Raw genomic sequence first — 25713 nt, forward strand, 5'->3', positions numbered from 1 at the left:
GTGCCGGGGGCACGAAAGCGGTTTTGTTCGTAATCTGTTCTGATATTCCGGACTCCGGTCGTATATAGTGCGGGTCCGAAAAGCGGACCCCATGCGTAGGCCAGCAGCCTTGGCGGCATTATCAAAATTCATTCGGTTGAAGTCGTTATCGATCGGGCAATTGACCTTTGGCAGCTTTCTCCTGCTGCTCGCGGTGATCACCGCGACCAGCATGGCGAGCGTGATCGCGATCCGCCATATCGATGCGACCTTTGCCGAGCTGCAGCGGCTGCAAGGCGTCGGCGATCTCGCCGAAGAGATCGACCGACGCATGAACGAGCTCCGACTCGCGGCGCGCGATTTCGTCACCGACCCCGGCGCACGCTCCGATCGGGTCGGGCAGGCGGCAACCGAGCTCGGGGCGCTCTTGAAGAAAACCCGGCTCGAGCTTGCGCCCGAGCAGCAGGCGACGATCGACGGTGTCGCGCAGCGGCTCGCCAATTATCGCGAGGGCATCGATCGGATCAGCGCCTTGATCGCGCATCGCGCCGAGCTTCTCGCCACGCTGCCGGCGGCGCGGGTCCAGTTCGAGGTGGCGATCGCCCAGATACCGGAGCGGTCGACGGCGCGGGCGCTGTTCCGTTTGCAGAACCAGGTGGGAGCCGCGTTGCTCGCGCGCGATCCCGCCGGCGCCGAGCAGGCTGCGCGCAGCATGCGGGCGCTGCAAATCGACGACCAGGCTCTGCGCTCGGCCACCGATAGCTACGCTGACTCCATTGTCGCGATCGCCGGGACGGAGGACGAGATCGCGAGGCTCGACAAGGAGGTGCTGGGGACGGAGGGGCGGCTGATCGGACGCGTCACTGAGCTGCTGCGATCGCTGAGTGCCCAGCAGGGGCGGGTCCTGTCACGCGACTTCGCTCGCACGCTCGCCGAGACCAAGTGGCAGAGCATCATTCTTGGGTCGACCGGTGTGCTGATCGGTATCTTTGCTGCTTTGTTCGTGGTTCGCCGCACAGTGCGGCCGCTCGCCTCCATCGCGGGGTCGATCCGGGCGCTGGCGGCGGGCGAGAAGGACACCTCAATCCCGCAGACCGAGGTCGAGAACGAGATCGGTGACATCGCGCGTGCGGCCGAAGTGTTTCGTCGCACCTTGCAGGAGGCCGATGCCGCGCGCGAGGCGGCGGTGCGGGCACTTGCCGAACAGCGCCTTGCCGAGGAGAGCTATCGCAAGCTGTTCGAGGCGTCCATCGATGGCATCTACGTCACCACGCCCGGCGGCCTGGTCGTCGACGCCAACCCCGCGCTCGCCAGGATCATGGGCTACGACTCGGCCAGTCAGCTGATCACCGGCGTCAACGACATCGCTGAGACCATCTATGTGCATGCGTCGGCGCGCGAAGAATATCAGCGGCTGATGGGGCGCGACGGCATGGTGCGCGAGTTCGAATACCAGGTGCGTCGGCGCGACGGCGACATTCGCTGGCTTTCGGACAGCGCCACCGTGGTGCGCGACGAGAACGGCGAAGTAATGCGCTACGAGGGGATCGTGCGCGACATCACCGATCAGAAGCGCGCGGAAGATGCGATCGCGGAAGCGCGCAAGCTCCTGCAGCAGGTCATCGACACCGTACCCGCCGTCATCAACGTCAAGGACCGCAATCTGCGCTACGTCCTGATGAACCACTATATGGCCGGGATCTTCAACGTTGCGCCCGAGGAGGCGCTCGGCCGCACCACCGGCGAACTCATGTCGCGCTATGGCGCGAACAAGACCGACGAAAACGACAAGCGCGTGCTCGCAACCAACTCCGGTCTCGGCTTCTACGAGGAAGAGTATCTCGACTCGTCCGGCACTATGCGGCAATGGCTGGTCAACAAGATGCCGATCCTGGATGCCGACGGTGAGGTCGACCGGATCGTCACGGTGGCGCTCGACATCTGTGAGCGCAAGAAGAGCGAGCATGAGATGCGCAAGGCCAAGGAGGCGGCCGAGACGGCGCTGCGCAATCTCCGCGAGACGCAGGCCTCACTGATCGAGGCGGAGAAGCTGGCCGCCCTCGGGCGCATGGTTGCCGGCGTCGCGCATGAGGTGAACAACCCGGTCGGCATCAGCCTGACCGTGGCCTCCGCCCTCGAACGCAAGACCGAGCGGTTTGGCGAGGAGGTCGCGCGCGGCGAGCTGCGCCGCTCCAGTCTCAACGACTTCCTGGAGACCAGCCGCAATGCAGCGGGACAGCTCGTGGCGAACCTGAACCGTGCTGCCGAGCTGATCCAATCGTTCAAACAGGTCGCAGCCGACCGCAACTATTCCGACCAGCGCAGCTTCGACCTCGCCGATCTGACCGAACAGGTCGTCATGAGTCTGCGGCCAAGCCTCCGCAAGCACAATCTGACGCTCAATGTGGACTGCCAGCCCAATCTGGTCATGAACAGCTATCCCGGTCCGTATGGCCAGGTGCTGACCAACTTGTTTCTCAATGCCGTCGCGCACGCGTTTCCCGACGGCCGGCCTGGCATCATCGAGATCCAGGTTCGCGAATCCGGGCGGGACAATGTTGAGGTCATCTTCTCCGACAATGGCTGCGGCATGAGCCTCGATGTGCGCCGCCGCGCGTTCGACCCGTTCTTCACCACCCGCCGCGACCAGGGTGGCACCGGGCTCGGACTGCACATCGTCTACAACATCATCACCAACCGACTCGGGGGCCGGCTCGATCTCGACTCCGAGCCCGGCGGCGGCACGCGCATTCAGATTATTCTGCCGCGCATCGCGCCTTTGGAGCAGGCTGCGGAGTAGGAGCAAGAGCTGCGCTGTTTTCAGCTCACTCGGAACTCGCGTTGCTGTGAACGGATGGCACTGCATTTTCCCGTAGTGTTGCGTCTTGACTGTCACGAAGCCGCGAACGAATCTAATTCTGGCCCAGTTGATGCATATTCTTCAACGCACCGTGGGGTGGTGCAGGAGCTAGATCGATATGAGCAACTGGATGTTTTCCGGCGGCCATGCGCCGCGGCAAGTTGGTGACGCGTCCCCCCGTAACGAGCATCGAAAGCAGCAGGTGAGGCGCTTGAAGCCATGCTTTCAAGTGACGGGTGCAGCGTTGCTGATCGCGCTTGCTGCGCCGCCCAGCTCAGCGCGCGACCGCGGCCAGTTTGTCAACTCGTCGCCGGAGATGAAGGCCTGGTTTGACGGTCTGCGCAGCGGCAAGGGGCCGTGCTGCTCAGATGCCGACGGTTCGGCGGTGAGCGACGTGGATTGGGAAACGCGGAATGGTCACTATCGTGTACGCATCGACGGCGAATGGATCGACGTGCCGGATGATGCCGTAATCACCGAACCGAACCGGGTCGGCCGCACCATGGTGTGGCCGATGCGCGGCTATCAGGGCGTGTCGATTCGCTGTTTCATGCCGGGCAGCATGACGTAGGTGGCGCAGGTTGCAGCAAGTCGCTGCAGCCTGTTCACGCATATTTCTTGTCGCGCTCGAGCAGCTCGACCGAGATGCCTTCCGGGCCGCGGATGAAGCAGATCCGCACGCCGGGCCGGATCGTGGTGGGCGCGGTCGTGAACGTCACGCCCTTGCCCTTGAGTTCGGCTGCCACGGCATCGATGTCCTTTACCGTGAGGCCGAAATGATCGAGCCCCTGATGCGGCGTCACGGGAGGCGCGCCGACGCCGTCGCCGGGCTCGACCTTGGCGATGAACACGCTGGCGCCGCCCAACTTGACGTCGATGCGGCCTGGGTTGCGGATGATCTCGCCCCCGAGAATATCGTGGAGCCATGTCGCTGTCGCTTCGGGATCGGGGCTGCGCAGGTGAATGTGGTCCCAGGTGACCTCGGGCATGGGCGACGTCTTTCGTGATGTGACCGCGCTTCGGCGGCTCTCGCGGAGAAAGGATGGTGAGGGGATCATGTTAGCGAGCGGAGCGCACCAAGGCCATCCCCGCCGGCAGCGGAGAATCATGTCCGGGAGTAAGCTTGCCCTCCAATCGTCGGCTTTACGTGGAACCAATATTGCCGCTGCGCATTGGGATCTTGGAGCGCGGCTGACTGGGCCGTCGATGGTGCTGACATGAGCGCAGGGCTCTACCGCTTGCTGTGGCGCCGGTTCGGTGGAATCGGGCCATCGTTCGGCGCCCGCGCGGCGAAGCCCATCCTGCCATGGAAGTCAGCGTTCATCGGATTGACAGTGTTTGCGATCCTGCTGGTCGGTGCTGCCGTCTGGCTCGTCATGTCGGTCGATGACAGCGAGAGCGCGGACAGCACTGTGACGCAACTGACCGGCGACAATTCGGCGGACGACAGCTCAGTCGCGACCGCCATGTCCTCTGATCCGCGACCAGCCTCGCCTGCTGGCCAAGGGCAGCCTGCGCCGGCCAGCCAGAGCCAAGCCAGCATAACCCCGGCCGTCCCGGCTATTGACGACAAACCGACCGGCGCGGTCGAACCGTCATTGGATGGCTTGAGGATCAGCTCGCAATCCTGGCGCCGCGGTGGCCTCGGTTCCAAGGCGCTGGTGACCTTTACGCTGCGCAACAGCAATCTCTACGCGGTGAAGGATGTCGAGATCTCCTGTGCCTTTAGCCGGCGAGATGGCAGCCACCTGACCGATCGAAGCCGGCTGGTTCCCGGTGAGGTGGACAAGAAGAGCCGCAAAACCTTCGCGGCGGTCCATGTCGGATTCGTCAACGTTAACGCCAGCAAGGCGAACTGCACTCTGGTCTCTGCGAGCAAAAACTAGGAATTCTGCGCAAAGTTGCAGGCGCGTTGAACCGCTATGGCTCTGTCTGGAACATATTCTTGTAGTCCCGGTTAGGACGATAAGTCCGCGTCTATCGCGGACGGAGTGGTACTGTTATGCCTCTGTTGCGCTATTTCGTGTTCGTCGGTGGAGCCCTGCTCGCGCTGTTGTTCGTCTGCGATGCGGTCTTTCCGAGCGCTCCGCTCCCGACCCCGTCCAGCGCCGGCTACGAACTGCCCGCCATTCGCATTCGATCAAACAGCAAATGGCCTGAACGTGTCGTGATCGACACGTCGATCCCAACGCCGGCGCCGGCAAAGGTGGCCGCGGCCGAGCCGGTTACCGCCGCGCCGGCGATAGCGCACGTGCGCGACGCGCTGGCACAGATGCCGGCCAAGGAAGTGAAGCCTGGGGTTGGCCAAGTGCAGCGGGCAGCGGTGCCCGCGCCAACCCGGGTTGCCGAGACGACGGCCAAACCAACCGAACCAAGACCGCAGCCCAAGCGGAAGAGCGCCAGGACTCATCCCGGACGACCGATGATTATCGTCGCACAGCAGCCGCGTTTCGGCTGGTTCGCTTCGACCTGGTAAGCTGCCCGTTCTCCCGGGCCTAACAGCCGCGGCAGATGCTCTTCATCCTGGTGTCGAGCAGCCTGTCGAGTTCATGGGAGGTGGCTTTGACATAGCGGCCGTCGGCGTCCCGGCCCTCTGTTGCGAGCTGCGTACGGCCCGCAGCGTGGACTTCGCGAACAGACCCGTGACCGCCAAAGCCGTGGCCTGTCCCGTGACGGCTCCGCGCGGATGCCGGGAGAATCGCCGCACAGATCAGAAGAGCGGCAACTCCAGCTGCCGCTGCTATGCTCTTGACCATTTCAGTCTGTATCGATGTTGCGGATGCCGATCGCCGGTGTCACCGACCGGCAGATGTTACGCGGCCAGTTTCGTCCGGCAAGGGCGCGCGTGCCTTGCAGGGTAGCCGCTCTCGATCATGTGAGTTTTGGTGAGGTCGCAACGATAGCCGGACCCGTTCGGGCCGGATCTCATCGACGATGGATGCCCCGCGGCGGCCTTGATCCTGCGCAAAGTACGGCTCCCTCGAACCGCCTAGCGTGCGGTTGTCGACACTGACGGGCATTGCCCGGTCGTTCAGAGAGATGCTGTATGCCAACAATTCCAAACCTGTCGATTTCGCCGGACAAGGTCGCCTTCGTCGTCAACAAGGTCCACCAATACGAGATGGAATCGAGCGAGCCCGAGCTGCTCTCCGACCTGACCGACGATGATACGGTCCATGGTTCGTCGGGGGGACGCGGCGCGAATACGGATCGCGCTGAACTGGCGAGCTTCATCCAAGGGCTCAACGTCGATGAGCAGATTGATCTGGTCGCCTTGATGTGGCTCGGACGCGGTGACGGCGGGCTGGAGAACTGGGACGAACTGCGCGCACAGGCCGCTCAAGCGCATAACAACCGCACGGCCGCTTATCTGATCGAGACCCCGATGCTCGGCGATTACCTTGAGGAAGCCTTGTCGGAGTTCGGTCTGTCGCTGGAGGATTTTGAGGAGAGCATCTAGTGCAGCGGATTTGACGTTCGCCAGCTGCGGCGCGCCGCACACCAAGATACGAATGTCAAATCCAAAGCTCTACCGGCATCGATTAGTTATCTGGAGACACTTCGACGCCAACATTCGCACACCTACGTCCCCGATCGGACAGGCTGTTGGCGCGGTGCAAGAGGAGCATGCTATGGACAAGATCAAAGTAGGGGCAGGAGACTGGGTCGTCGTTTGTGACGGGCGCAAGGCGCTGATCCTGGAGAACATCGGCGACGGCATGTTTCCGAACCTACACATGAAGGAAGTGCACGAACACCCCGACGAGCGCACCTCCGACGTCGGCACCGATGCGCCCGGTTCGGTGCATCCGTCCATTGGTACCGCTCGCAGCTCAATCGAACAGACCGATTGGCACGACGAATCGGAGCGTGTCTTCTTGAAAGGACTGGCCGGGCGGCTGCACCAGGCGGTTCTCGCCGGCGAAACCAAAGCGCTGACCGTCGTGGCATCGCCACGTGCGCTCGGCATGATTCGCGCGGACTATTCCGATGCGGTGCGCAGGGTCCTGCATGGCGAAGTTCATAAGGACCTCGTGAAAATGCCGGTCTACGAGATCGAGAAGCAGCTCCTGGCTTGAACTCTCAAAGATCCGCGCCAGTATCACGAGGTTGAGGCATCAGGGATGCCGAGTGCATCTCTCGGTCCCGGCGCGCCTCGGATTCCACGCAACGTGGTGCGCACTGACGCGGGCTTCAGAATTGAAGCTCTACTCAGTGCGCCGGCTCCAGCTTCGCGTGATCCCGATGCTCGGATTGCGCAGGGACCAGGCTCGCGTCCTCGTGGGCTGAATTCTTCTCGACGATCTCGTAACCACAATCGGCGAGCCAAGCGATCAGTCGATCGGCCATCGCATAGTCCCAGGTAGGGTAGGAGCGGGCAATGACCTGCCGCGGCGTAAGTTTGCGAGACATGGCGATAATCCTCTTGACACTCTCTGACTTCGAGCCGTCACGACAAGAACCCGAAATCCGCAGGCAGGTTCCTCGATACCACGGGAGCTCGGACACGCCACACTCACATCCCGGTGTAACCGGTGCAGTCTGCATTGCAGATGAGTTGATCGGCGATCGCCCTTAGGTTTCCCGGCTTGACCGACAGGCGACAACGGCACGGCGGCTTCTGAGGCGAGGAACCGATCGGCGATCTCAGCCTTGGTTTTTCGACGATCGCGCCGCTAGCGGCAGAGCGTTTGCCATCCGCAGCCGGACGCGCCACATACCTGAGCCTGTCGGCATTGCGACGTCCCAAGTGGCGGCAAGGTCGGTCGATTAAGGGGCGCGACTTGCGGTGCCGGGAGGGGACAGAGCGTCGCCGGACATGGATGGGGCAGGTCGCCAGTCCTGTCGCAGACTGGCTGGACCTGGCCATCGACACAGCGGCAGGTGCAGGCGGCGTTCGCAGCACCAGTGTACAGCAGCAGCGCCACGCTCATCGACAGCCAACGCATTCTTCCCATCCTCTCACTAATGGCCCAGAGCTAGCCGAGAGGCGGCGCGTGTGCAACGGGCCAGCGGCGCCGGCTATTCCCCGGGTTGCAGCAGTGCCAAGGTTTGATCGGAACCGAGCGGGCTGGCTCGGAATTGCGAGTCGAGCCGCTGCTCAGGCTTATCGTTTTCGGATGTCGGCCTCAGGAGGAAACAATGGCAAAGCCTTTCCTTGCAGCTCTGTTCGTGGCTGCGTTTGTTGTGCCCGTGGACTTTACGCAGGCGGCCGATGGCTGTGGGCCCGGTTGCCACCTGGCTAGCAATGGCGGCTGCACGGTGGACGGATGGGACAGAGGCGCACCGGTGTGGAACGAATGCCCAGCCGGAATTCAAGCACGGCCGCCGTGCGGAACAGGCTTCACCTGGAGCAAGCGCGACCGCGCTTGCAGGCTCAAGTGAGGGCGGCAACGTTTGGCGGCCGCTGATGCTGAGTTCGCTTGAACTCCTCTGATCGGGTGCTCATCAGCGTTAAGATGAATATGCGCGATCCGAACTGGAGCGGTGCAATCGCATCACGTCTCGCTAATCCAGCCCTGCGCGGCGCAAACCATCCAAAAAGTGGGAGAGCTCCGGCTCTTTGAACCGGAACGGCAGTTGGGTTCCAACCCAGTGAAGCGAAATGTTGGGCTGGACACGGCGCAGCTCCTTGAGTGCTGCGGCCGCGAACTCTCCTTCGCCTGCCATGCCGGCCGCCGCGGTCAGGACACGGTGAGCGCCGGCAAAATCCGCGCGCTGACGAATTGCTTCGCGGCATAGCCCGATCGCTTCCGCATAGTCGCGTTCCACGAACGCCGTATAGCCCGCGACGCCATAATAGATTGCAGAGAACGGATCGCGCGGTGACAGCCGCAAGGCCCGGCGCGCAGCCTCGCCGCCTTCGCGGGATTGGCCGGTCCAAGTCAAGACCAAGCCGTAGAAGCCGTGGGCCAGCGAGAAATTTGGATTGAGTCGCAGCGCCACCGCGAACGCGGCCAGTGCATCGTCGAGGCGTCCAAGATAGGGATTGACCGAGCCACGCGCGAGGTGCGCCCAGGCATCTTCGCTGTCCGCATGAATCGCAGCTAAGCTCGCGCGTTCGGCGATCGGCGTGGCGGCCGCTGCGTTTTCCCAGCCCATCTGGGCACCAAAGATATGGCTGACCGCGAGCACCGCGAGCGCCTGTGCGTAGTTGGGGTCGAGGCCTATCGCTCGCTCTAACAGCTCTTGAGCCACAACATTGTCCTCGCGGGTCATGCGCCAGAAATGGGACAATGCGCGCATGACCAGGTCCCACGCATCGAGGCTCTCCGGGGCCTTGCGCCGCGCCCGAAAATTCTCCGCGGCATAGAGCTGCGGTTCGATGGTGGCAACGATGGCTTCGGTGATCTCGTCCTGCACGGCGAAGACGTCGGCGACCTCGCGATCGTAGCGCTCCGCCCATAGATGGCTGCCGGTTGTGACGTCGTTGAGCTGGGCGGTGATGCGAACGCGCGCGCCTTCTTTCCGCACGCTGCCTTCGATCACATAGCCGACGCCGAGCTCGTCGCCGATCTGCTTGATATGGACGGACTTGCCTTTGTAAGCGAAAGAGGAGTTGCGTGCGACCACGAAGAACCAGCGCAGCTTCGACAACGCCGTGATGATGTCCTCGCTGATCCCGTCGGAAAAATAATCCTGGTCCGGCTCGCCGCTCATATTGACGAAGGGAAGCACCGCGATGGCCGGCCGCTTCGATGACGCCAGCGCCCGTGCCGCCGTCAGCTGTCTGTCCGGCCTTTGATCGGGTGACAGCGCAGCCTGGCCGGCAGCTGCCCGAAGCCGTACGGCACCGACGAAACGAACACCCTTGCGCGCGACCGTGCGGATCAGCTTCTGCTGCTCACCGCTGTCTCCGACGGCCCTCCGCGCGGCATTGATACGGGTGGCGAGTGTCGAGTCCGAGACGATCCGCCCGGCCCAAACCGCTGCGAACAGGTCGTCTTTGCTGACCACGCGGTCGCGATTCTGGATGAGGTAGGTCAGGAGATCGAAGACCTGAGGCTCGACAGCAATCTGCGCGCCCGAGCGCCACAGCTCGCGTCGATCAGTATCAAGTACATGATCACTAAAGAGAAATTCCACCGGACGACAACGCCTTCTCGATCAAAAATCAAGCGCAGCTCGCGCGAAAATCAAGCTCGGCACAATGCCTGTTGCCCGCGGCATCCTGTATCTTCAGCGCGGCTTTCGCATGAAGAGCCGTCGACGGTCTGCAACGGCGCAACCGTGACACGTGAGGTGCCTCGCATCTGATGAGGCCGCTCACATTTTCATAATCAAATCCTGGAGAGCACAGTTGCCTGTCGATTCTTGGACTGCATCCTCGGCCGATTTCTGGGCCGATATGGCGACCTATGAGGGCGTCGGTCGAGAGCTCATTTTCTTGCGATTTTTAGTTGAATAATTTTGTTGGCCATTACACCTATTCGTGAGCCGCGCGCCACCCCGCCGATGAGCCGTTGCCGGCAGTCATTGCGCTATTCTTCCCGTCATCCGTCATGACAGCGAAGGAATGTCGGGAGCGCTGGGGCCATCCGGCGCGATCGCCCGATAGGTTTGCGAAAGTGCCAAAACAGCTCGAGGCAGCCATTTGGGCTCGACTCAACCCACCGACCTAAGTCTTCCGCATCAGGCGGGCCGGCCGCTACAAATCGTTCAGTCCAAGATGATCAAAACAAGCAACGACAGGAGACGTCCATGTCCAGCATTCGATTTTCTTTGTTGTACCTGCTGTTTGCAATCTTGCCCGCCGCGAACGGTGGCCAGCCGTCCCTGACGCAGCCTGCCTGGATCGATGATCTGCACCACGGCGGATACGTGATCGTGCTTCGCCACGGCGCGACCGTCTCGGACCAGTCGAACACCGATTCCATGAGCCGGAAAAACGTGCCCGCAGAGCGACAGCTCAACGCCGAGGGACGCGCGCAGGCGAAATCGACCGGGGAGGCGATGCGCAAGCTGAGGATTCCGGTGGGCATGGTCGTGACCAGCACGATCCAGCGCGCCGTGGATACTGCGACGCTGCTCGGCTTTGGCGCAGTGGCCGCCACACCTGACCTTGCCGAAGGCGCCTCTCCCGACGAAAGCAATCAGCGTGCGCTCGCACTTCGCAAGCTCGCTGCCACCACCCCGCCGGCCGGAACCAACGTCGTGATCGTCTCGCACAAGCCGAACATTGTCGCGGCGTTCGGGAGCGACTGGTCAGACGTCCGCGAGGGTGAAGCATCGGTGTTCGAACCGGATCGGCTGGGCGGCTACAAACTGATTGGGCGTATCCAGGCCAGCGATTGGACCAGGTGGGCGCAGGCTGCGGACTGAGTTCGTGCATTGCGTTGTATCGGAGATGAAGATGTCGCAATTTCAATCCACCAACCCGGGCATTCCAGGTTTTCGAATAGTCAAGCTCATCGCCTTTCTCTACGGCATTGCCGCCTATATCGCCTTCTCTTTCACAATCCTCTACGCCATCGGTTTTGTGATGGGCGTTTTCGTGCCCAAGACGATCGACACCGGCGCTGAATCGCCTGATGTCGAGGCGCTTGTCGTCAATCTGCTTCTGCTGTCGTTGTTCGCCGTCCAGCACAGCGTGATGGCACGCAGGCAGTTCAAGGCGTGGTGGACAAAGTTCGTGCCGCGGTCGATCGAACGGAGCACCTACGTCCTGTTCGCGAGCCTGTTATTGCTGCTGTTGTTCTGGCAGTGGCGCCCGATGCCGGCGGTCGTTTGGCAGATCGACAATCCCGATATCGCAGCCATCGTGGCCGTCATCGCGCTCCTGGGCTGGGGCTTCGCGTTCACATCGACCTTCCTGATCAATCATTTCGAGCTGTTCGGGCTGCAACAGGTCACCAACAGCCTGGCCGATCGCGCCGCCTCGGCGCCACAGTTCAGGACGCCGCTTTACTACCGGTTTGTACGCCATCCGATCTATCTCGGCTTCATCATCGCGTTCTGGGCGGCTCCCCGGATGACGGCCGGGCATTTGCTGTTCGCGGCGGTGAGCACGGCCTATATTGTTCTCGGCATTGTCCTGGAGGAGCGCGATCTCGTCGAGCAGTTCGGGGAGGAGTATCGTGCCTACAGGCAGCGCGTCGCCATGCTTATCCCTTGGCGCAAATCGGCTTGATCACATAAACCCATGAGGAGGAATCAATCGTGAAGCATGTTGGAAGCTGCTTTTGCGGCGCGGTCGAACTGGAGATTTCCGGGGAACCGGAGGCGATGGGTTATTGCCATTGCCGCTCTTGCCGCTCCTGGTCCGGCGGCCCGGTCAACGCCTTCAGCCTATGGAAGCCTGAAGCCGTTCGGATTACGGCCGGAAAGGAGCAGGTCGCGTCCTTTTCCAAGTCGCCGTTGAGCGAGCGCCAATATTGCAGGACATGCGGTGGTCATCTGATGACCAATCACCCGACGCTGGGACTGGTCGACGTGTTCACGGCGACCATTCCGACGCTGGCTTTCGCGCCCGCTGTTCACGTCAACTACGCCGAGACCGTGCTGCCGATGCGCGATGGTCTACCCAAGCTCAGGGACTTCCCGGCGGAGTTTGGCGGCTCCGGAGAGATGATGCCCGAATGAGCTCGCGCGAGCCCGGATCAATGCGGTCGTCATCTGCTCGCCTCACAGGGCGGCTCGGCCGGCCTCCGTGATCCTGTATTCGACTTCACCTGAGGCGAGCGGCTCCGCCTCCACCAGCCCGAGTTCGACCAGTCTCGCAACGCGCTCGTGATCGAACGTTGGCGAGCTGGTCCATGGCTCGGAAGCCAATCGAGCCAGAAAATGACGCTCGATCTCGGTGAGATTCATGGAAACCGGACCTCGTTTGCGTCGATGAGATCGGAGCACTCTGCCGTGCCAGGGGCGCCGAAACGGGCCTGATGTCCGGTTTCCGCCGCCGAGGATTGGCGCTGCAACCGTCAGATCCAAGACGTTATTGGTATCAACGTGGGCAGCGTTCGTCGCGCTAATATATGCCGAGCAGCTTCCTCAAGGCAGATGAATGTCAACGAACAGGGAGGAGGTTGCGGCGTCATGCCGGCCCTCTGTCGGCCCTCTGTCGGTTCTTGGGAGCAGAATTGGGACAAGATCGCTGTCCGTTCGAGAACATCGCGGCTACTATGCTTTGAGAATGTGCTCGGGTGACAGGGCGGCGATTACCGCCGCGCCACCTACACGACCTCCTCGCTTGTGGCTTGACGGACGCGTGCAGCCGAGGAAGCCTCGGTCGAGGTATGGGAACCGCGACCTGGCCAAGCGGGTGGGTCGGCCACCGTCACAGCCGAAATGTTCGGTTCCGTGTTTGTCGGGCCCAGCACCGCAATTTGGTGTAGCGCAATCGGAAACCCGCCAACGTCATGGAGCGGTAGATCCGCCGCTGCTGCGTCGGCAGCCAGCACCACCAGAGCGCCAATAACGCCAGCTGATCAACGAAAAAAGAACATTGAAAGGCTCCATATTTCAAAAAGTAACTTGCGCGTGAAGTCGCGCCCTCAAGGGAGGCCTGCGGTCAGCGCTCGGAAATGCCACGATGTGAGGGTGCGGTCCCGCTCTGGCGGGCCGAGCAGGCTCCAGACGCACATGGCGATGAGAACCGATAGTCCGGCACACCACGCCACGAGCCGAAATTGATCTCTGGTCACGGCAGCGTCATTGTAATGGCGACGCTGGTATCAGCCGCATCCGGCGCCGGCGAGGCGAGATAGATCGTGGCGATCATGACGACGCTGAACATCACGTAACCGCAGATGATCCAGCGCTCGTAGCTGCAGGTCGGAGATGGCTGAGGAGTTGTGCGCTCTGAAATTGTCATGATGAACTTCCTAAAATATCAAAGTGCTCGTGAGCTGAGCATGACGGAATCTACGAATCCTGCCGTCGGCTATCCGGAAATTGCTTCGCGTAACGTAGTGCGTGCGGAGATCGAAAGTCCTTACGGTGCCCTTACATTTCGCTGATGGTTTTCTTACAGCCGACCGTGGTGCAGGACCGGATCGCACCGCTGCTGCGGTCGTACGTGCGACTCGCAGGTTAGAAGCAGGGGTCGGGAATGCAGTCGGCAAGCTGGAACAGAGGTCGGTGACGCGGGCCTGTGAACCAGGCCACAGTGTTCTGTGCGACCTCGCTGTAGATTGGCGCAGGCGTGCGCGTGCAAATGCGGATCGTGACGAACTTCATGATGAAGGGGTGCGAAGAGGTCTGCCGTTACCCCGGCGTGCTCTTCGGCCGCTTTACATTTTTCCGAGCTATCCCTTAAGATCAATGCGCATCCGGAGGGCCGGCCGTGAGAATGGACGAGCTTGCCTTTGGGCAGTTCCGGCTTGATCGCGCCAACGCGCTGCTGTGGCGGGGTGAGGAACGCATCTCGCTGGCACCAAAGCCGTTCGCCTTGCTTTGCCGCCTGGTCGCGCGGCCCGGTGAACTCGTCACCAAGGACGAACTGCTCGACACGGTCTGGGCCGATCTCCATGTCAGCGATGCCAGCCTCACGGTGGCGATGAACGCGCTGCGTGCTGCGCTTGGTGACGACAGGCAATCGCCGAGCTACATCGAGACAGTCACCCGGCGCGGCTATCGTTTCATTGCGTCGGTCGTCCCGTCGCCATCGTCCGCGCTCGTTCCGCGTGAGGCGGAAGCTCAGGCATCCGACGACGCGGTTGATCCACGTCGCCACTGGCGGGTCGGGCGCGCGGTGCCGTTGCAGATGCTGGACAGCATCTTGCATCACGCAGGCAGTGGACAACGGCAGGTCGTCTTCATCACGGGCGAGGCGGGCATCGGCAAGACGACGCTGGTGCAAATGGCTCTGGATCGGGTGAAGCGCGACGGGGTAGGGGTGCTCCATTGCGCGTGCAACGAGTTGTTCGGGACACATGAGGCATTTCTGCCGCTGATCGAGGCGCTCAATGAGCAGTGCCGCGGGCCCGACGGCGCATCCCTGCTGAAGGCGATCCGCGATCACGCGGCGACATGGCTCGTGCAGATGCCGAACCTCCTCGGCGAGGGAGAGCGGAGTGCTTTCCAGCAGGAGGTGTTTGGCGCCACGCGCGAGCGCATGTTGCGCGAATTCAGCGAGCTCATGGAAAGTCTCGCCGCCAGGCGGCCATGGGTGCTCGTTCTCGAAGACCTGCATTGGAGCGACTTCGCTACGGTGGACGTGCTGTCGCGTTTGGCGCGACGTGAGCGAAAGGCCGCGATCCTTGTACTTGCCACTTATCGGCCGGCGGACGTCATGGCCGGCGGCCACCCGATCCGAACCTTGCATCAGGATCTGCAGATCCACGGGCAATGCACCGAACTCGCGCTCGATCGCCTCAGCCCGGCCGAGGTCGAGCGCTATCTCGTCTTGCGGTTCAGATCCCGCGAGCTCGCAGGCGAGCTGGCCGAACGGGTGTTCGGGCGTACCGGTGGGCAACCGTTATTCGTGACGTCGCTCCTGGATCACCTCGTGGCGCAGGGAGCGCTGGTTGAGGATAGCGGTCAGTGGCGGCTCCAGCGCGGTGCTGCTGCATCACACGACAGCATGCCGCGGGACCTGCAGGGCATGATCGCGCGGCAGATCGATCATCTCACGGCCGAGGAGCGTGGCCTGCTTGAAGTCGCAAGTGCCGCCGGTGCGGAATTCTCGGCGGTCCATGTCGCTCATGCGCTTGGGCTTGATGTCCTGGATGTCGAGGCGTTGTATGAGGACCTCGCGCGGGCAGGCCGGGTCATCGTTGCCGCCGGCATCACCGAATGGCCGAACGGAGAGGTGTCAGGCCGCTACGCCTTTCAGCATGCGCTTTACCAGGAGATCCTCTATCAGCGCCTTGCGCCGGCGCGCCGGGTCAAGACCCATGCCGGCCTTGGGGCGAGCCTTGAAGAAGGCTATGGGCCGCAGGCGACAGAGGTCGCTTCGGTGCTGGCGCATCATTTCGAGCTTGGGCGGGATTTCGCCAAGGCGGTGCGCTATCTGACCATGGCTGCGGAAAGTTCCTCGCGCCGGTTCAGCCCGCCCGAGGCAGCCAACTATCTGAGCCGGGCGCTGGAGCTTGTATCGCATCTGTCCGACGACATGCAGGTGAGAACGCGTCTGAAGCTCCTGCTGCTGCGAGCCTGGGCCTGGCGCGCGGGCGGAAACTTTGTCCGCTCGATCGAGGATTTGGGCGCCATCATTGCCCATGCGGCCGGCAACGGCTTGCTGCGCGAAGAGGTCAACGCCATGGTGGACCTCTCCCGCTTCGTGCTCTATCTCGATCCGCGACAGTCGGTGCCGCTGGCCGAGCAGGCGCTCTCAAAGAGCCTTGCGATCGATGATCCCGCATTTCGGGCCTTGGTGCGGGGCAACGCCGCCAATCTTCGCATCATGTTGAAGGGATGGACGGCGGAGGACGCGGCGTTCGCCCGCCAGGCTGCCGAGCTGATCGGTGACTCCGAGGACCTCAGCATGCGGCTGCGGCGCTGCTCGATCGAGGTGGTTCTCGAAATAGCGAGCGCGAATTATCCAGCCTGCTGCGCAGCCGCCCGGCGCGGCAAGGCCGTGATCCGCCTGATCGGAGACGTCTACATTTTCGTGATCTTCACGATGGCCGAGGCATTTGCGCTGCTCTATTACGGAGAATGGGGCGGTACGCAAGATGTCGTGAATTCGGCGCTCGAGATATCGATGCGCAACGCGAACCCGCAGGCGACGGCGATATGCAAGCTGACGCTCGGCTGGCTGTATGCCGAAGCCCAGGAATTTGATCGCGCGGTCCGGATGGCTGAGGAGACGCTGAACGCGGCGATCGAGTCCAACCCGACCAGCTTCTATATCGGTCGAAACCTGCTGGCGAGGGCGTATATTGCGCTCGGCAACCTGCCGCTGGCGCGCCAGCATCTTGCGGCCGTGGAGCAGCGGCTCGAGGTCGACGGCGTGCCGATGGAGACGTCCGTGTTCCCGCCATATCTGCTGAACCGATGCAACTACTTCATCGCGACAGAAGATATGGAGCAGGCGCATAGCGCCGCGTTGCGATTCCATGAATTCGTGGCGGCGGCGCCCGATCTGCCGTTTCTGGCGCTGTCTTACGAGGTCATGGCAAGGCTTGCGATGCGCCAAGGCGACACGCCATCGGCCCGGCGGCATCTGCTCGACGCGGTTTCGGTCCTCCGTCGCGCCAGGTTGCCGCATGCGGCCTGGCGCGTTTACGGCTCGGTCACTTCGTTCTACGAGAGCCTCGGCGAGACAGGTCGGGCTGCCAAGTGGCGCCAGCGCTCGCGACGTGAGATCAGCCTGCTGGCCAAGTCGCTGCCTCCTGACGATCCGCTGCGCTCCGCTCCGTTCCTGAACGTAGACGAGCGCAGCCGGCCAGCGGATCTCGTCGGGATGGCTTCAGTGAACTCAGTTCGGTAACTCCGAGATGCCGCGAGGCTCGATCATTGGCGTCTTGTTCTGCTGATGGCGGAGGGTTCGTGACATGCGATAGGCGTCCCGGCGCAGGCGCATGATGGAGCCCAGCGGCTGGTGGTCGGCGAGGCATCGCCAGGGATCGAATGACAGACAGTCATCTGCATAGCTGCGACGGGCGGGACTGTCTGCAATCTGCGACGGGATCGTGATTCTGCCGACAGTTTGCGATGGTGAGACGTCTTCGGGCCAGTCGATCGAGGAGTCCTCGATCGGCGTATGTTGCAGATCAATGCAGAGCTGGACCTGGATGTCGTAGTTGGCCGAATTCTCTCTGAAAAATCTGGCGACCGAGTCCAGCACGACATCGTCGCCGTCGTTGCAGGGTTGTCCGGTCAGCCTGCGTAACGCTTCGGAAGCGGGCACCGCCCGAAGTCTTGCGACGTAGTCTCCAAAGCGGAGCGCTCCCTCGGTGTGAAAGGTTTCGCCGAGAGGATTGTTGCCGGGATCGCTGAGCCCCTTCAGGACCAGAGGGACGGGGATGCCGATCTTCTCCGCCAGTGGAACCCCGACACGAGCCCCAATTCCAAGCCCTCTCAACACGACATCCGGCGTGTTCAAGCTGCGCTCGACGTCACGCTGTAAACTCAAGTAAGCCTTGGCATCCGAAACATAGCTCGAGTGATTGACGAGCAGAAGATCCTGATTGGCCGAATTGTCGTCGGCCAGCGCTTTTGGTCCCGACACGCCGAGCACCTTGATCGCCATGCCCCGAGGCACGCAAATGCGATCGCTCTTGATTGCGCCCAGCGCGGTGGAGAGGCGGACGATGATGGGATAGCGGGACGCTGTTGCAAACAGCCCCTGGCGCAAATGATCCGGCAGATGATCCTTGACCGTCAGTTCGCCACGCAAATAGCCCACGCCCTTGGCATGTTGCTGCCGGATCCCATGGTGGTAGGTGTTGAAGGAGGCGGCGCTGGTCCGTCCGATCGAGGAGACAATGGCCTCGATGATCGCCGCTTCGTCCGGCTGCGGCTGTTCAATCGAGGGATCGTAGCGAAGATACCGATCGCCTGACATGGCGTACATCTCCGGTTGGCTTACCCAGATAGTGGCGCAGGCTGTAGCGGCCGAACGGCGGGTCAAATCCTAGATCGCGCACCTTCGGTGAGCAAGTTGGTCGGCTTGAATGGGCCCGTCGTTTCCGAGCACCGGGCTCGGCATCCTGGGCGAGGCGCGGCCGAAAATCCTTAGAGCACTGTTAAGTTCGGCTGAGCTTTTGCTTAAGCTCCGGCAGGCGTCGTCGGTCGCACGGCCGGAGCGACATCAATTCCGAGCAAGAAGATTCAAAGCTGCGGCGGGCTGCGCAACGGTTCGAGGCTTGTGCACGTGATATCCTCGGGCCCGATGGTCAAGACAGTTTCAGCTCCAGATGTTTGACGCTGGGATCGCCGGCCGGGCGGGGCACGAACCCCAGTCGCTCGAATACCCTCAACATCGGCGCGTTCTCCGGCAGCACCTCTGCCGTCAATGCCTGCAGTCCGGCTTTGCGCGCAATCGAAATGAGGTGACGCAGCAACGCGCTGCCGATACCCTTGCCTTGATAGGCGTCCACCACCACGAATGCCAACTCGGCCCGTCCAGGCTCGCTCACGATGTAGCGGCCGCCGCCGACGATGACGCGTTGTCCGTTCTCGTCCAATTCGGTGACCAACGCGACATGGCTATCGAAGTCGATGTTCATGAAGAATGCGATTTCCCGGTCCGAGAAGCCGCGCTTGGGAACAAAAAAGCGGCGTCGCAGCGACTGCGCGCTGGTCCGGCCGATCGCTCGGAGCATGTCGTCGCGGTCAGCCGGCCACAGAGCACGGATGTGGATCGTGCTGCCGTCGCGCAGGCGCTCGGAAGCGGAGTAGGTAGCGACATCTCCCATGCGTGTAGCAATCGCCGAGCCGGGCCGGATCGCTTGATCTAGATCAACCGTTCTCCGCAGGCGCATCACTAGGTCCTAACCGTCGGCTCCGCGCCAAGCGGGCCTCTGCGTGCTGAGCATGGACGGGCAAAATGCCGCTGCGCGTGTTTCGTCAAAGCTGGTCTGGCGAAGAGATGCTCCAATTCGCCATACGCCTCGGCCTGCTCGTGCTGTTGGTGGCATGGTGCTTCATCCTGACGCGACCCTTCATTCCAATCCTGGCCTGGTCGGTCGTTCTGGCTGTCGCGCTGTATCCGCTGTACAGCTGGTTCGTCGATCGCCTTGGCAAGCGTCCCAAACTCGCGGCAGCCATTGTGACCCTCATCAGCCTAGCAGTGATGATCGGGCCGGTGACCTGGATCGGGGTCGGTCTTGCCGAGGGGGCGAAAAGCCTGGCCGAACAGCTGGGAACCGAGAGCCTCAAGCTGCCAACGCCGCCCGAGGCGATCCGCGACTGGCCGCTCATCGGCGAGAGGCTATACGACGTCTGGAGCAACGCGTCGAGCAACATCGAGGCGCTGGTCCAGCCGCTGTTGCCGCACCTCAAGTCCCTGCTTCGTTCGATCATCGGCATGTTGGGTAGCGTCGGCTTCGGCGCGCTCAAATTTCTCGCCGCGATCATTCTCGCGGGCTTTCTGTTCCCGTCGGCGCCGCGTCTCGTTGAGGCCAGCCGTCGCATCATGGCGCGCATTCTGCCGCAGCGAACCGAGGACCTTGTCGCGCTCGCCGGCGCAACAATCCGCAGCGTGTCGCAAGGCGTGATCGGCATCGCGCTGATTCAGTCGATCCTGATCGGAATCGGCCTGAAATTCGCCGGGATCGCCCATGCCGGTCTGCTGGCCTTCGGGGCGATGATCCTGTCCATCCTGCAGCTTGGCGCCGCCATCATTCTTATTCCCTGCCTGGTCTGGATCTGGACCACGAAGGAATTTGCGATCGCGCTATTCATGACGATCTATCTTGTGATCGTCGGATTGGCCGACAATGTCCTGAAGCCGCTTTTGATGGGACGCGGACTGAAGACTCCGATGCCGGTCATCTTCATCGGGCTGCTCGGCGGAACCATCGCCCACGGCATTGTCGGCCTGTTCATCGGGCCGATCATCCTGGCCGTGGGCTGGCAGATCATGATGGCCTGGATCCGCAGCGATGAGCGGCAAGAGCTGCCTCGGTCTGCAGAGGAAGTCTCCGCCGAGATCTGAATTGCCATGCGCAAGGTTATGGGCAGAGCGGACAGCGGCCGGTTCGAAACCCCATTTGCTACCCTTGACCTATGTCAATGGTCCGCTTCGCTGCCACGCGAAGCTGAGCGGGAAGATACCGAAGAGGAGGTGCCAAGCATGTCTACCGACAAGCCGATCATCCCGAGCGATGGCGCCTCAAGCCTTTTTGCGTCCACCGTCGAATATCTGGTCGACGCCGGCCAACGCAGCATCCTCTTCCTCGACGTCATGCGCCAGCGCGGCAATCAGTACCGTGAGCACATGGCGGAAAATGCGCCACACGTCCTCAACTATCAGGTTGAACTGGTCATGGACGGGCGGACTCTACAAAAGCCCGTCAACTACGGTCTGGTGCGCATCACGCCGCCAAAAGGCGTCGAGATCGACTTGAAGCGCCGACCGTTTGTGGTGGTCGATCCGCGGGCCGGACATGGTCCAGGAATCGGAGGCTTCAAGGCAGACAGCGAGATCGGCGTCGCGATGCGGGCCGGTCACCCCTGCTACTTCATCGGGTTCTTGCCTGATCCGATGCCGGGGCAGACCATTGAGGATATCGCAAGGGCCGAGGCAGTCTTCCTCGAGAAAGTCATAGCGTTGCATCCCGACGCCGACGGTAAACCCTGTGTGATTGGCAACTGCCAGGCCGGCTGGGCCGTGATGATCCTGGCGTCGCTGCGACCGGAACTGTTCGGCCCGATTATCATCGCCGGCGCGCCGCTATCCTATTGGGCAGGCGTCCACGGCAAGTATCCGATGCGATACACCGGCGGTCTGCTGGGCGGAAGCTGGCTGGCGGCATTGACCAGCGATCTTGGGGGTGGGAAATTCGACGGCGCCTGGCTGGTGCAAAACTTCGAGAACATGAATCCCTCGAACACGCTCTGGACCAAGCAATACAACGTCTATTCGAAAATCGATACCGAAGCGCCCCGCTATCTTGAATTTGAGCGCTGGTGGGGCGGGCATGTCAATCTCAACGCCGAAGAGATCCAGTTCATCGTCGATGAGCTCTTCGTCGGCAACAAGCTCGCGGCCGGCCGCATCAAGATGTCGGACGGCGCGGCCGTCGATCTCCGCAACATACGCTCGCCGATCGTCGTGTTCTGCTCGAAGGGCGACAATATCACCCCGCCGCAACAGGCGCTCGGCTGGATTCTCGACCTCTACAATGATGTCGACGAGATCAGGGCTTACGGGCAAACCATCGTGTACACCGTGCACGAAACCGTCGGTCATCTCGGCATCTTCGTTTCGGCCGGCGTCGCCAAGAAACAACATAGCGAGTTTTCGAGCAATATCGACTTGATCGATGTGCTGCCACCGGGTCTGTATGAAGCGACGTTCACAGCAAGGTCTGCTGATACGGTCAACCCGGACCTGTTGACGGGGGCCTGGATCATGCGCTGCGAGCAGCGCACGCTGGATGATCTGCGTGCGATGGGCGGCAATAATGTCGATGACGAGCGTCGCTTCGCGACGGCGGCGCGGGTGTCGGAGATCAATCTCGCAGCCTACCGAAATTTCGTGCAGCCCTGGGTCAGGGCCTTTGCGACGCCAGCACTGGGCGAGTGGACCCGGCGCACCCATCCGCTGCGCGTTCAATATGAGGCGTGCTCGGGGGACGGCCCAGTCGCGAAGACGATCGAAGCCGCGGCGAACACTGTTCGGAAAGAGCGCAAGCCGGCTGCGGGCGACAATCCATTTCTCGCGATGCAGGAAGCCGTCTCGCAGAACATCGTGCGCGCTCTCGACTTGTGGCGGGATGTAACCGAACAACTGAGCGAGACGGCCTTCCTCTCGATCTATGGCTCGCCGGCGCTCCAGTCCGCCGTCGGTATCGATCCGCAATCGAACCCGTCGCCTCGGCGGGAGATGTCGGACGAGCATCGCCGGCGCCTCAACGCCCGGATCGAAGAGCTCAAGGCGCGAATCGGAACCGGGGCGCTGCGCGAGGCTTTCATTCGCGCGCTGCTTTACATCGGCATGACGCGCGGCATGGTGGACGAACGAAGCATCGAGGCTTTGCGGCGCGCAAGGTCGAGCGACGTCGAATCGCGGCTCACGCTGGCCGAGTTCAAGGCGATGGTGCGCGAGCAGTTCTTCATGCTGCTGCTCGACGAGGAGGCGAGCGTCACCGCCATTCCCAAGCTGCTGCCACAGGATCACGAGGCACGGCGGGCGGCTTTCGCGGTGATTCAGGACGTGGTCTCCGCCGCGGGCGAGCCATCGGGCGAGACGGCCAAGCGTTTGCGGCGCGTCGCGGACCTGTTCGGCGTGGTAGGACAGGACAATACGCGAGCGAAAGCATCTTAGAGGAGAGCCACCATGAGCTTACAGGGTGACACAGGCGAGGGGCGGCCCCGTCCGAAATATGATCGGTTGATCACGGCCGCCAAGCACGTGCCTTCGGCGGTGACCATCGTCGTACACCCCTGCGACGAAACCTCCTTGACCGGAGTCTGCGAAGCCGCCGAGCTCGGCATCATCAAGCCGATCCTCGTTGGGCCGGCGGCCAAGATCAAGGCCACGGCGGAAAGTCATAAGCTGAACATCTCGAAATTCGAGATCGTGGACGCCCCGCATAGCGAGGCGGCGGCGGCAAAAGCGGTCGAACTGATCCACTCGGCCAAGGGCGAACTGCTGATGAAGGGCAGCCTGCACACCGACGAATTGATGAAATGCGTCACCGCCGGCACCGGCGGGTTGCGCACCAATCGGCGGATCAGCCATGTTTTCGTGATGGATGTGCCGACCTACGCGGAGACGCTGTTCATCACTGATGCCGCAATCAACATTTTCCCCGACCTCGATGCCAAGCGTGACATTGTTCAGAATGCCATCGACCTCTTTGTCGAAATAGGGCTCGGCTCGCATCCCCGCGTGGCGCTGCTCTCGGCTGTCGAGACGGTCACGACAAAGATCCCATCGACCATCGAGGCGGCCGCGCTGTGCAAGATGGCGGATCGCGGCCAGATCAGGGGCGGCTTGCTCGACGGCCCGCTGGCGTTCGACAACGCAATCGACCCGCAGGCGGCAGAGATCAAGGGAATCAAATCGGCGGTCGCCGGACGCGCTCAGATCCTCGTCGTTCCGGACCTCGAAGCCGGCAATATGCTGGCGAAGAATCTTACGTTCCTTGCCAAGGCGGACGCGGCCGGCATTGTGCTTGGTGCGCGCGTGCCGATCGTCCTGACGTCCCGGGCCGACAGCGTTCGAGCCCGCATGGCATCCTGTGCGATCGCTGTTTTGCATGCCGACGCGCGGCGACGACTCCATCCCGTGGCCGCCGCATGACGGAGGGATGTCATGGACACGATCCTCGTCGTCAACGCCGGGTCTTCCAGCGTTAAGTTTCAGATCTTCGCGGTGGATGCGAATGCGCGTCTTGACCGCGTTCTGAAGGGGCAGGTGGATGGAATCGGCAGCCGGCCGCGGCTGCGCGCCACCAGGGCCAGCGGTGAGACGCTCGCGGACCGTGCCTATCCGGTCGAGGCCATCATGGACGTTCCCGCGGCGCTCGCGGTCGCGAGTTCATGGTTGCGGGAGGAGCTTCGCATCACGCCGCTGGCCGTCGGGCATCGTGTGGTCCATGGCGGTCCTGACTATGCCAAGCCGGTCGCCGTCGACCATGGTGTTGTGACGCGCCTCGAACGTTTTGAACCGCTGGCCCCGCTGCACCAGCGTCATAATCTCGCGCCGATCAAGTCGCTGCTCGCCAATTATCCTGCGCTCCCGCAGGTTGCCTGCTTCGATACCGCCTTCCATCGCCGGCACGACGCGGTCGCGGATAGCTATGCGATTCCTTATCGCCTCTATGAGGAGGGCGTCAGGCGCTACGGCTTTCACGGGCTGTCCTATGAGTATATCGCGAGAGCACTGCCGACGCTCGCACCTGACGTGGCGGGCGGTCGCGTCATTGTCGCGCATCTCGGCAGCGGCGCCTCGATGTGCGCCCTCCGCGCTGGTCGCAGCATCGAGAGCACGATGGGCTTTACGGCCCTTGACGGGCTTGCCATGGGAACACGGCCGGGCCAGCTTGATCCTGGCGTGGTGCTCTACCTCATCATGGCGAAGGGAATGTCGCCTGACGAGGTCCAGACGTTCCTTTATCGCGATTGTGGCCTGAAGGGGCTTTCCGGGGCCAGCAACGATATGCGCGAGCTCCTGGTCAGCCACGATCCCCACGCGGCGTTTTCAGTTGAATATTTCGTCTACCGGATCGGGCTTTTTGCCGGCTTCCTGGCCGCCGCGCTGGAAGGTCTCGATGCTTTTGTGTTTACAGCGGGTATCGGCGAGAACTCCGACGCGATCCGCACCCGCATCGGCGACAGGCTGAAATGGCTCGGGGTCAGCCTCGATGAAACCGAGAACGCAAGGAACGCTCTCAAAATATCACGCCCTGACAGCGGGATTCCTGTCTACGTGATCCCGACCGACGAAGAGCGAATGATCGCCGAGCATACCGTGTCGTTGCTTTGGACCGCGCGCTCACATGCAAATAGCGAGAGAGCATCATGAACATTCCGGTGTATCCTGATACGAAGGTCGCGTTGAAGGGCAAGAAGGGCCTGATCGTCGGTATTGCGAACGATCAGTCGATCGCCTGGGGCTGTGCCAAGGCCTTCCGCGCGCTGGGGGCCGAACTGGCTGTCACCTATCTCAATGAGCGGGCGAAGCAATATGTCGAGCCGCTGGCCAAGGCCCTTGAAGCGCCGATCTTCATGCCGCTTGACGTGAATGTGGCCGGGCAGCTCGAAGGCGTGTTCGAGCGGATTCAAATCGAATGGGGGCGGCTGGATTTCCTGCTGCATTCGATTGCCTTTTCTCCGAAGGAAGCGCTGCACGGACGGGTCATCGACGTCGGTCGCGACGGCTTTCTCAAGACCATGGACGTGTCCTGCTGGTCGTTCCTGCGGATGGCGCATCTGGCGGAGCCGCTGATGAAGAATGGCGGCACGATGTTTACCATGACCTACTATGGCAGCCAGATGGTAGTGGAGAACTACAACATCATGGGCGTCGCGAAGGCCGCCTTGGAGGCTGCGGTGCGCTATGTCGCAGCGGAGGTCGGTCCCAAGGGCATTCGGGTTCACGCGATTTCACCCGGACCGCTCGCGACGCGCGCGGCCTCAGGCATTCCGGAATTTGATGAACTCTTGGACAAGGCGCAGAGCAAGGCACCGACGCGGAGCCTGGTCAGCATCGATGATGTCGGGGCTGCAACGGCATTTCTCGCGCTCGACGGCGCCAAACTCATCACCGGGGATGTGATGTATATCGATGGCGGCTATCACATCATCGACTGACG

23 protein-coding genes are annotated in these 25713 nt (G+C 62.2%); 16 read left to right on the plus strand and 7 right to left on the minus strand.

The annotated features are described in order from the left end of the window. The first annotated feature begins 91 nt into the window (after positions 1–91). Together ACQR1W_RS17145 and ACQR1W_RS17150 are read left to right on the plus strand one after the other, a co-directional pair. The gene (locus ACQR1W_RS17145; RefSeq protein WP_434851897.1) at positions 92–2779 is read left to right on the plus strand and encodes a PAS domain S-box protein; all 2688 of its coding nucleotides are present in this window, start codon (positions 92–94) and stop codon (positions 2777–2779) included. Between the two features lie 178 nt (positions 2780–2957). Further along, the gene (locus ACQR1W_RS17150) at positions 2958–3410 is read left to right on the plus strand and encodes a hypothetical protein (RefSeq protein ID WP_008972820.1); all 453 of its coding nucleotides are present in this window, start codon (positions 2958–2960) and stop codon (positions 3408–3410) included. A 34-nt stretch (positions 3411–3444) separates the two neighbouring features. Here ACQR1W_RS17150 and ACQR1W_RS17155 read toward each other — a convergent pair whose 3' ends face one another. Continuing rightward, positions 3445–3828 (minus strand): VOC family protein, encoded by a 384-nt coding sequence (locus ACQR1W_RS17155; protein WP_434851898.1) that lies wholly within the window; start codon positions 3826–3828, stop codon positions 3445–3447. A gap of 228 nt (positions 3829–4056) precedes the next feature. On the opposite strand from ACQR1W_RS17155, the gene ACQR1W_RS17160 reads away from it, so the two are divergent. The 4 genes from ACQR1W_RS17160 to ACQR1W_RS17175 all read left to right on the plus strand — a co-directional run bounded on the left by ACQR1W_RS17160 (position 4057) and on the right by ACQR1W_RS17175 (position 6918). Then, entirely contained in the window at positions 4057–4725 is a 669-nt protein-coding gene (locus ACQR1W_RS17160; RefSeq protein ID WP_434851899.1) for a hypothetical protein, read from the plus strand. Between the two features lie 116 nt (positions 4726–4841). After that, the gene (locus ACQR1W_RS17165) at positions 4842–5315 is read left to right on the plus strand and encodes a hypothetical protein (RefSeq protein ID WP_434851900.1); all 474 of its coding nucleotides are present in this window, start codon (positions 4842–4844) and stop codon (positions 5313–5315) included. 570 nt (positions 5316–5885) lie between these two features. Next, positions 5886–6299, plus strand: coding sequence for a DUF3775 domain-containing protein (locus ACQR1W_RS17170; RefSeq protein WP_434851901.1), 414 nt, complete (start codon positions 5886–5888; stop codon positions 6297–6299). Between the two features lie 172 nt (positions 6300–6471). Further along, positions 6472–6918, plus strand: coding sequence for a host attachment protein (locus ACQR1W_RS17175; RefSeq protein WP_008972826.1), 447 nt, complete (start codon positions 6472–6474; stop codon positions 6916–6918). Positions 6919–7051: 133 nt separating this feature from the next. Here the strand turns inward: ACQR1W_RS17175 and ACQR1W_RS17180 are convergent, their stop codons facing one another. Beyond that, positions 7052–7252, minus strand: coding sequence for a hypothetical protein (locus ACQR1W_RS17180; protein ID WP_434851902.1), 201 nt, complete (start codon positions 7250–7252; stop codon positions 7052–7054). Between the two features lie 729 nt (positions 7253–7981). Here ACQR1W_RS17180 and ACQR1W_RS17185 point away from each other — a divergent pair. Then, on the plus strand, positions 7982–8224 hold the full coding sequence (locus tag ACQR1W_RS17185; RefSeq protein ID WP_434851903.1) for a GCG_CRPN prefix-to-repeats domain-containing protein: 243 nt from the start codon (positions 7982–7984) through the stop codon (positions 8222–8224). A gap of 123 nt (positions 8225–8347) precedes the next feature. On the opposite strand, the gene ACQR1W_RS17190 is transcribed toward ACQR1W_RS17185, so the two are convergent. Then, positions 8348–9925 (minus strand): winged helix-turn-helix domain-containing tetratricopeptide repeat protein, encoded by a 1578-nt coding sequence (locus ACQR1W_RS17190; protein ID WP_434851904.1) that lies wholly within the window; start codon positions 9923–9925, stop codon positions 8348–8350. Between the two features lie 615 nt (positions 9926–10540). Between ACQR1W_RS17190 and ACQR1W_RS17195 the strand changes: the two genes are divergently transcribed. From ACQR1W_RS17195 to ACQR1W_RS17205, 3 genes are read left to right on the plus strand one after another with little or no spacing between them, the layout of a single operon-like run. Next, entirely contained in the window at positions 10541–11161 is a 621-nt protein-coding gene (locus tag ACQR1W_RS17195; protein WP_434851905.1) for a histidine phosphatase family protein, read from the plus strand. A 31-nt stretch (positions 11162–11192) separates the two neighbouring features. Continuing rightward, entirely contained in the window at positions 11193–11969 is a 777-nt protein-coding gene (gene mddA / locus ACQR1W_RS17200; protein ID WP_434851906.1) for a methanethiol S-methyltransferase, read from the plus strand. A gap of 29 nt (positions 11970–11998) precedes the next feature. After that, a complete protein-coding gene (locus tag ACQR1W_RS17205) occupies positions 11999–12421 on the plus strand; it encodes a GFA family protein (RefSeq protein WP_434851907.1) in 423 nt (140 codons plus the stop codon). A gap of 42 nt (positions 12422–12463) precedes the next feature. Here the strand turns inward: ACQR1W_RS17205 and ACQR1W_RS17210 are convergent, their stop codons facing one another. Next, a complete protein-coding gene (locus ACQR1W_RS17210; protein WP_035983234.1) occupies positions 12464–12649 on the minus strand; it encodes a hypothetical protein in 186 nt (61 codons plus the stop codon). Positions 12650–13478: 829 nt separating this feature from the next. Then, positions 13479–13652: a hypothetical protein gene (locus ACQR1W_RS17215; RefSeq protein ID WP_434851908.1), complete on the minus strand. Its 174-nt coding sequence runs from the start codon at positions 13650–13652 to the stop codon at positions 13479–13481. Positions 13653–14129: 477 nt separating this feature from the next. Between ACQR1W_RS17215 and ACQR1W_RS17220 the strand changes: the two genes are divergently transcribed. Further along, positions 14130–17213, plus strand: coding sequence for an AAA family ATPase (locus ACQR1W_RS17220; protein ID WP_434852485.1), 3084 nt, complete (start codon positions 14130–14132; stop codon positions 17211–17213). Here ACQR1W_RS17220 and ACQR1W_RS17225 read toward each other — a convergent pair. Next, positions 17202–18290 (minus strand): catalase family protein, encoded by a 1089-nt coding sequence (locus ACQR1W_RS17225; RefSeq protein WP_434851909.1) that lies wholly within the window; start codon positions 18288–18290, stop codon positions 17202–17204. The genes ACQR1W_RS17220 and ACQR1W_RS17225 overlap by 12 nt on opposite strands. Before the next feature lie 331 nt (positions 18291–18621). Then, positions 18622–19143, minus strand: a complete 522-nt coding sequence (locus ACQR1W_RS17230; protein ID WP_434852486.1) for a GNAT family N-acetyltransferase — start codon at positions 19141–19143, stop codon at positions 18622–18624. Positions 19144–19316: 173 nt separating this feature from the next. Here ACQR1W_RS17230 and ACQR1W_RS17235 point away from each other — a divergent pair, with 173 nt between their 5' ends. From ACQR1W_RS17235 to fabI, 5 genes are all read left to right on the plus strand, one after another. Beyond that, positions 19317–20384 carry an AI-2E family transporter gene (locus ACQR1W_RS17235; protein WP_434851910.1) on the plus strand — a complete coding sequence of 356 codons (1068 nt, stop codon included), beginning with the start codon at positions 19317–19319 and terminating at the stop codon, positions 20382–20384. Between the two features lie 138 nt (positions 20385–20522). Beyond that, the gene (locus ACQR1W_RS17240) at positions 20523–22718 is read left to right on the plus strand and encodes a DUF3141 domain-containing protein (protein ID WP_434851911.1); all 2196 of its coding nucleotides are present in this window, start codon (positions 20523–20525) and stop codon (positions 22716–22718) included. Positions 22719–22730: 12 nt separating this feature from the next. Beyond that, positions 22731–23699 carry a phosphate acetyltransferase gene (locus ACQR1W_RS17245; protein ID WP_434851912.1) on the plus strand — a complete coding sequence of 323 codons (969 nt, stop codon included), beginning with the start codon at positions 22731–22733 and terminating at the stop codon, positions 23697–23699. A 12-nt stretch (positions 23700–23711) separates the two neighbouring features. After that, entirely contained in the window at positions 23712–24923 is a 1212-nt protein-coding gene (locus ACQR1W_RS17250; protein ID WP_434851913.1) for an acetate/propionate family kinase, read from the plus strand. Continuing rightward, on the plus strand, positions 24920–25711 hold the full coding sequence (fabI, locus tag ACQR1W_RS17255) for an enoyl-ACP reductase FabI (RefSeq protein ID WP_434851914.1): 792 nt from the start codon (positions 24920–24922) through the stop codon (positions 25709–25711). The genes ACQR1W_RS17250 and fabI overlap by 4 nt, the downstream gene beginning before the upstream one ends. The last annotated feature ends 2 nt before the right edge of the window (positions 25712–25713 follow it).

This window comes from Bradyrhizobium sp. HKCCYLS1011, from assembly GCF_051167795.1.
Lineage (GTDB): Bacteria > Pseudomonadota > Alphaproteobacteria > Rhizobiales > Xanthobacteraceae > Bradyrhizobium.

Coding starts and splice junctions, on each gene's coding strand:
- ACQR1W_RS17150 (WP_008972820.1), top strand. CDS start 2,958: ATGAGCAACTGGATGTTTTCCGGCGGCCATGCGCCGCGGCAAGTTGGT.
- ACQR1W_RS17180 (WP_434851902.1), bottom strand. CDS start 7,252: ATGTCTCGCAAACTTACGCCGCGGCAGGTCATTGCCCGCTCCTACCCT.
- ACQR1W_RS17220 (WP_434852485.1), top strand. CDS start 14,130: ATGGACGAGCTTGCCTTTGGGCAGTTCCGGCTTGATCGCGCCAACGCG.
- ACQR1W_RS17185 (WP_434851903.1), top strand. CDS start 7,982: ATGGCAAAGCCTTTCCTTGCAGCTCTGTTCGTGGCTGCGTTTGTTGTG.
- ACQR1W_RS17250 (WP_434851913.1), top strand. CDS start 23,712: ATGGACACGATCCTCGTCGTCAACGCCGGGTCTTCCAGCGTTAAGTTT.
- ACQR1W_RS17160 (WP_434851899.1), top strand. CDS start 4,057: ATGAGCGCAGGGCTCTACCGCTTGCTGTGGCGCCGGTTCGGTGGAATC.
- ACQR1W_RS17240 (WP_434851911.1), top strand. CDS start 20,523: ATGTCTACCGACAAGCCGATCATCCCGAGCGATGGCGCCTCAAGCCTT.
- ACQR1W_RS17215 (WP_434851908.1), bottom strand. CDS start 13,652: ATGACAATTTCAGAGCGCACAACTCCTCAGCCATCTCCGACCTGCAGC.
- ACQR1W_RS17230 (WP_434852486.1), bottom strand. CDS start 19,143: ATGGGAGATGTCGCTACCTACTCCGCTTCCGAGCGCCTGCGCGACGGC.
- ACQR1W_RS17155 (WP_434851898.1), bottom strand. CDS start 3,828: ATGCCCGAGGTCACCTGGGACCACATTCACCTGCGCAGCCCCGATCCC.
- ACQR1W_RS17235 (WP_434851910.1), top strand. CDS start 19,317: ATGCTCCAATTCGCCATACGCCTCGGCCTGCTCGTGCTGTTGGTGGCA.
- fabI (WP_434851914.1), top strand. CDS start 24,920: ATGAACATTCCGGTGTATCCTGATACGAAGGTCGCGTTGAAGGGCAAG.
- ACQR1W_RS17175 (WP_008972826.1), top strand. CDS start 6,472: ATGGACAAGATCAAAGTAGGGGCAGGAGACTGGGTCGTCGTTTGTGAC.
- ACQR1W_RS17210 (WP_035983234.1), bottom strand. CDS start 12,649: ATGAATCTCACCGAGATCGAGCGTCATTTTCTGGCTCGATTGGCTTCC.
- ACQR1W_RS17245 (WP_434851912.1), top strand. CDS start 22,731: ATGAGCTTACAGGGTGACACAGGCGAGGGGCGGCCCCGTCCGAAATAT.
- ACQR1W_RS17145 (WP_434851897.1), top strand. CDS start 92: ATGCGTAGGCCAGCAGCCTTGGCGGCATTATCAAAATTCATTCGGTTG.
- ACQR1W_RS17195 (WP_434851905.1), top strand. CDS start 10,541: ATGTCCAGCATTCGATTTTCTTTGTTGTACCTGCTGTTTGCAATCTTG.
- ACQR1W_RS17165 (WP_434851900.1), top strand. CDS start 4,842: ATGCCTCTGTTGCGCTATTTCGTGTTCGTCGGTGGAGCCCTGCTCGCG.
- ACQR1W_RS17225 (WP_434851909.1), bottom strand. CDS start 18,290: ATGTCAGGCGATCGGTATCTTCGCTACGATCCCTCGATTGAACAGCCG.
- mddA (WP_434851906.1), top strand. CDS start 11,193: ATGTCGCAATTTCAATCCACCAACCCGGGCATTCCAGGTTTTCGAATA.
- ACQR1W_RS17170 (WP_434851901.1), top strand. CDS start 5,886: ATGCCAACAATTCCAAACCTGTCGATTTCGCCGGACAAGGTCGCCTTC.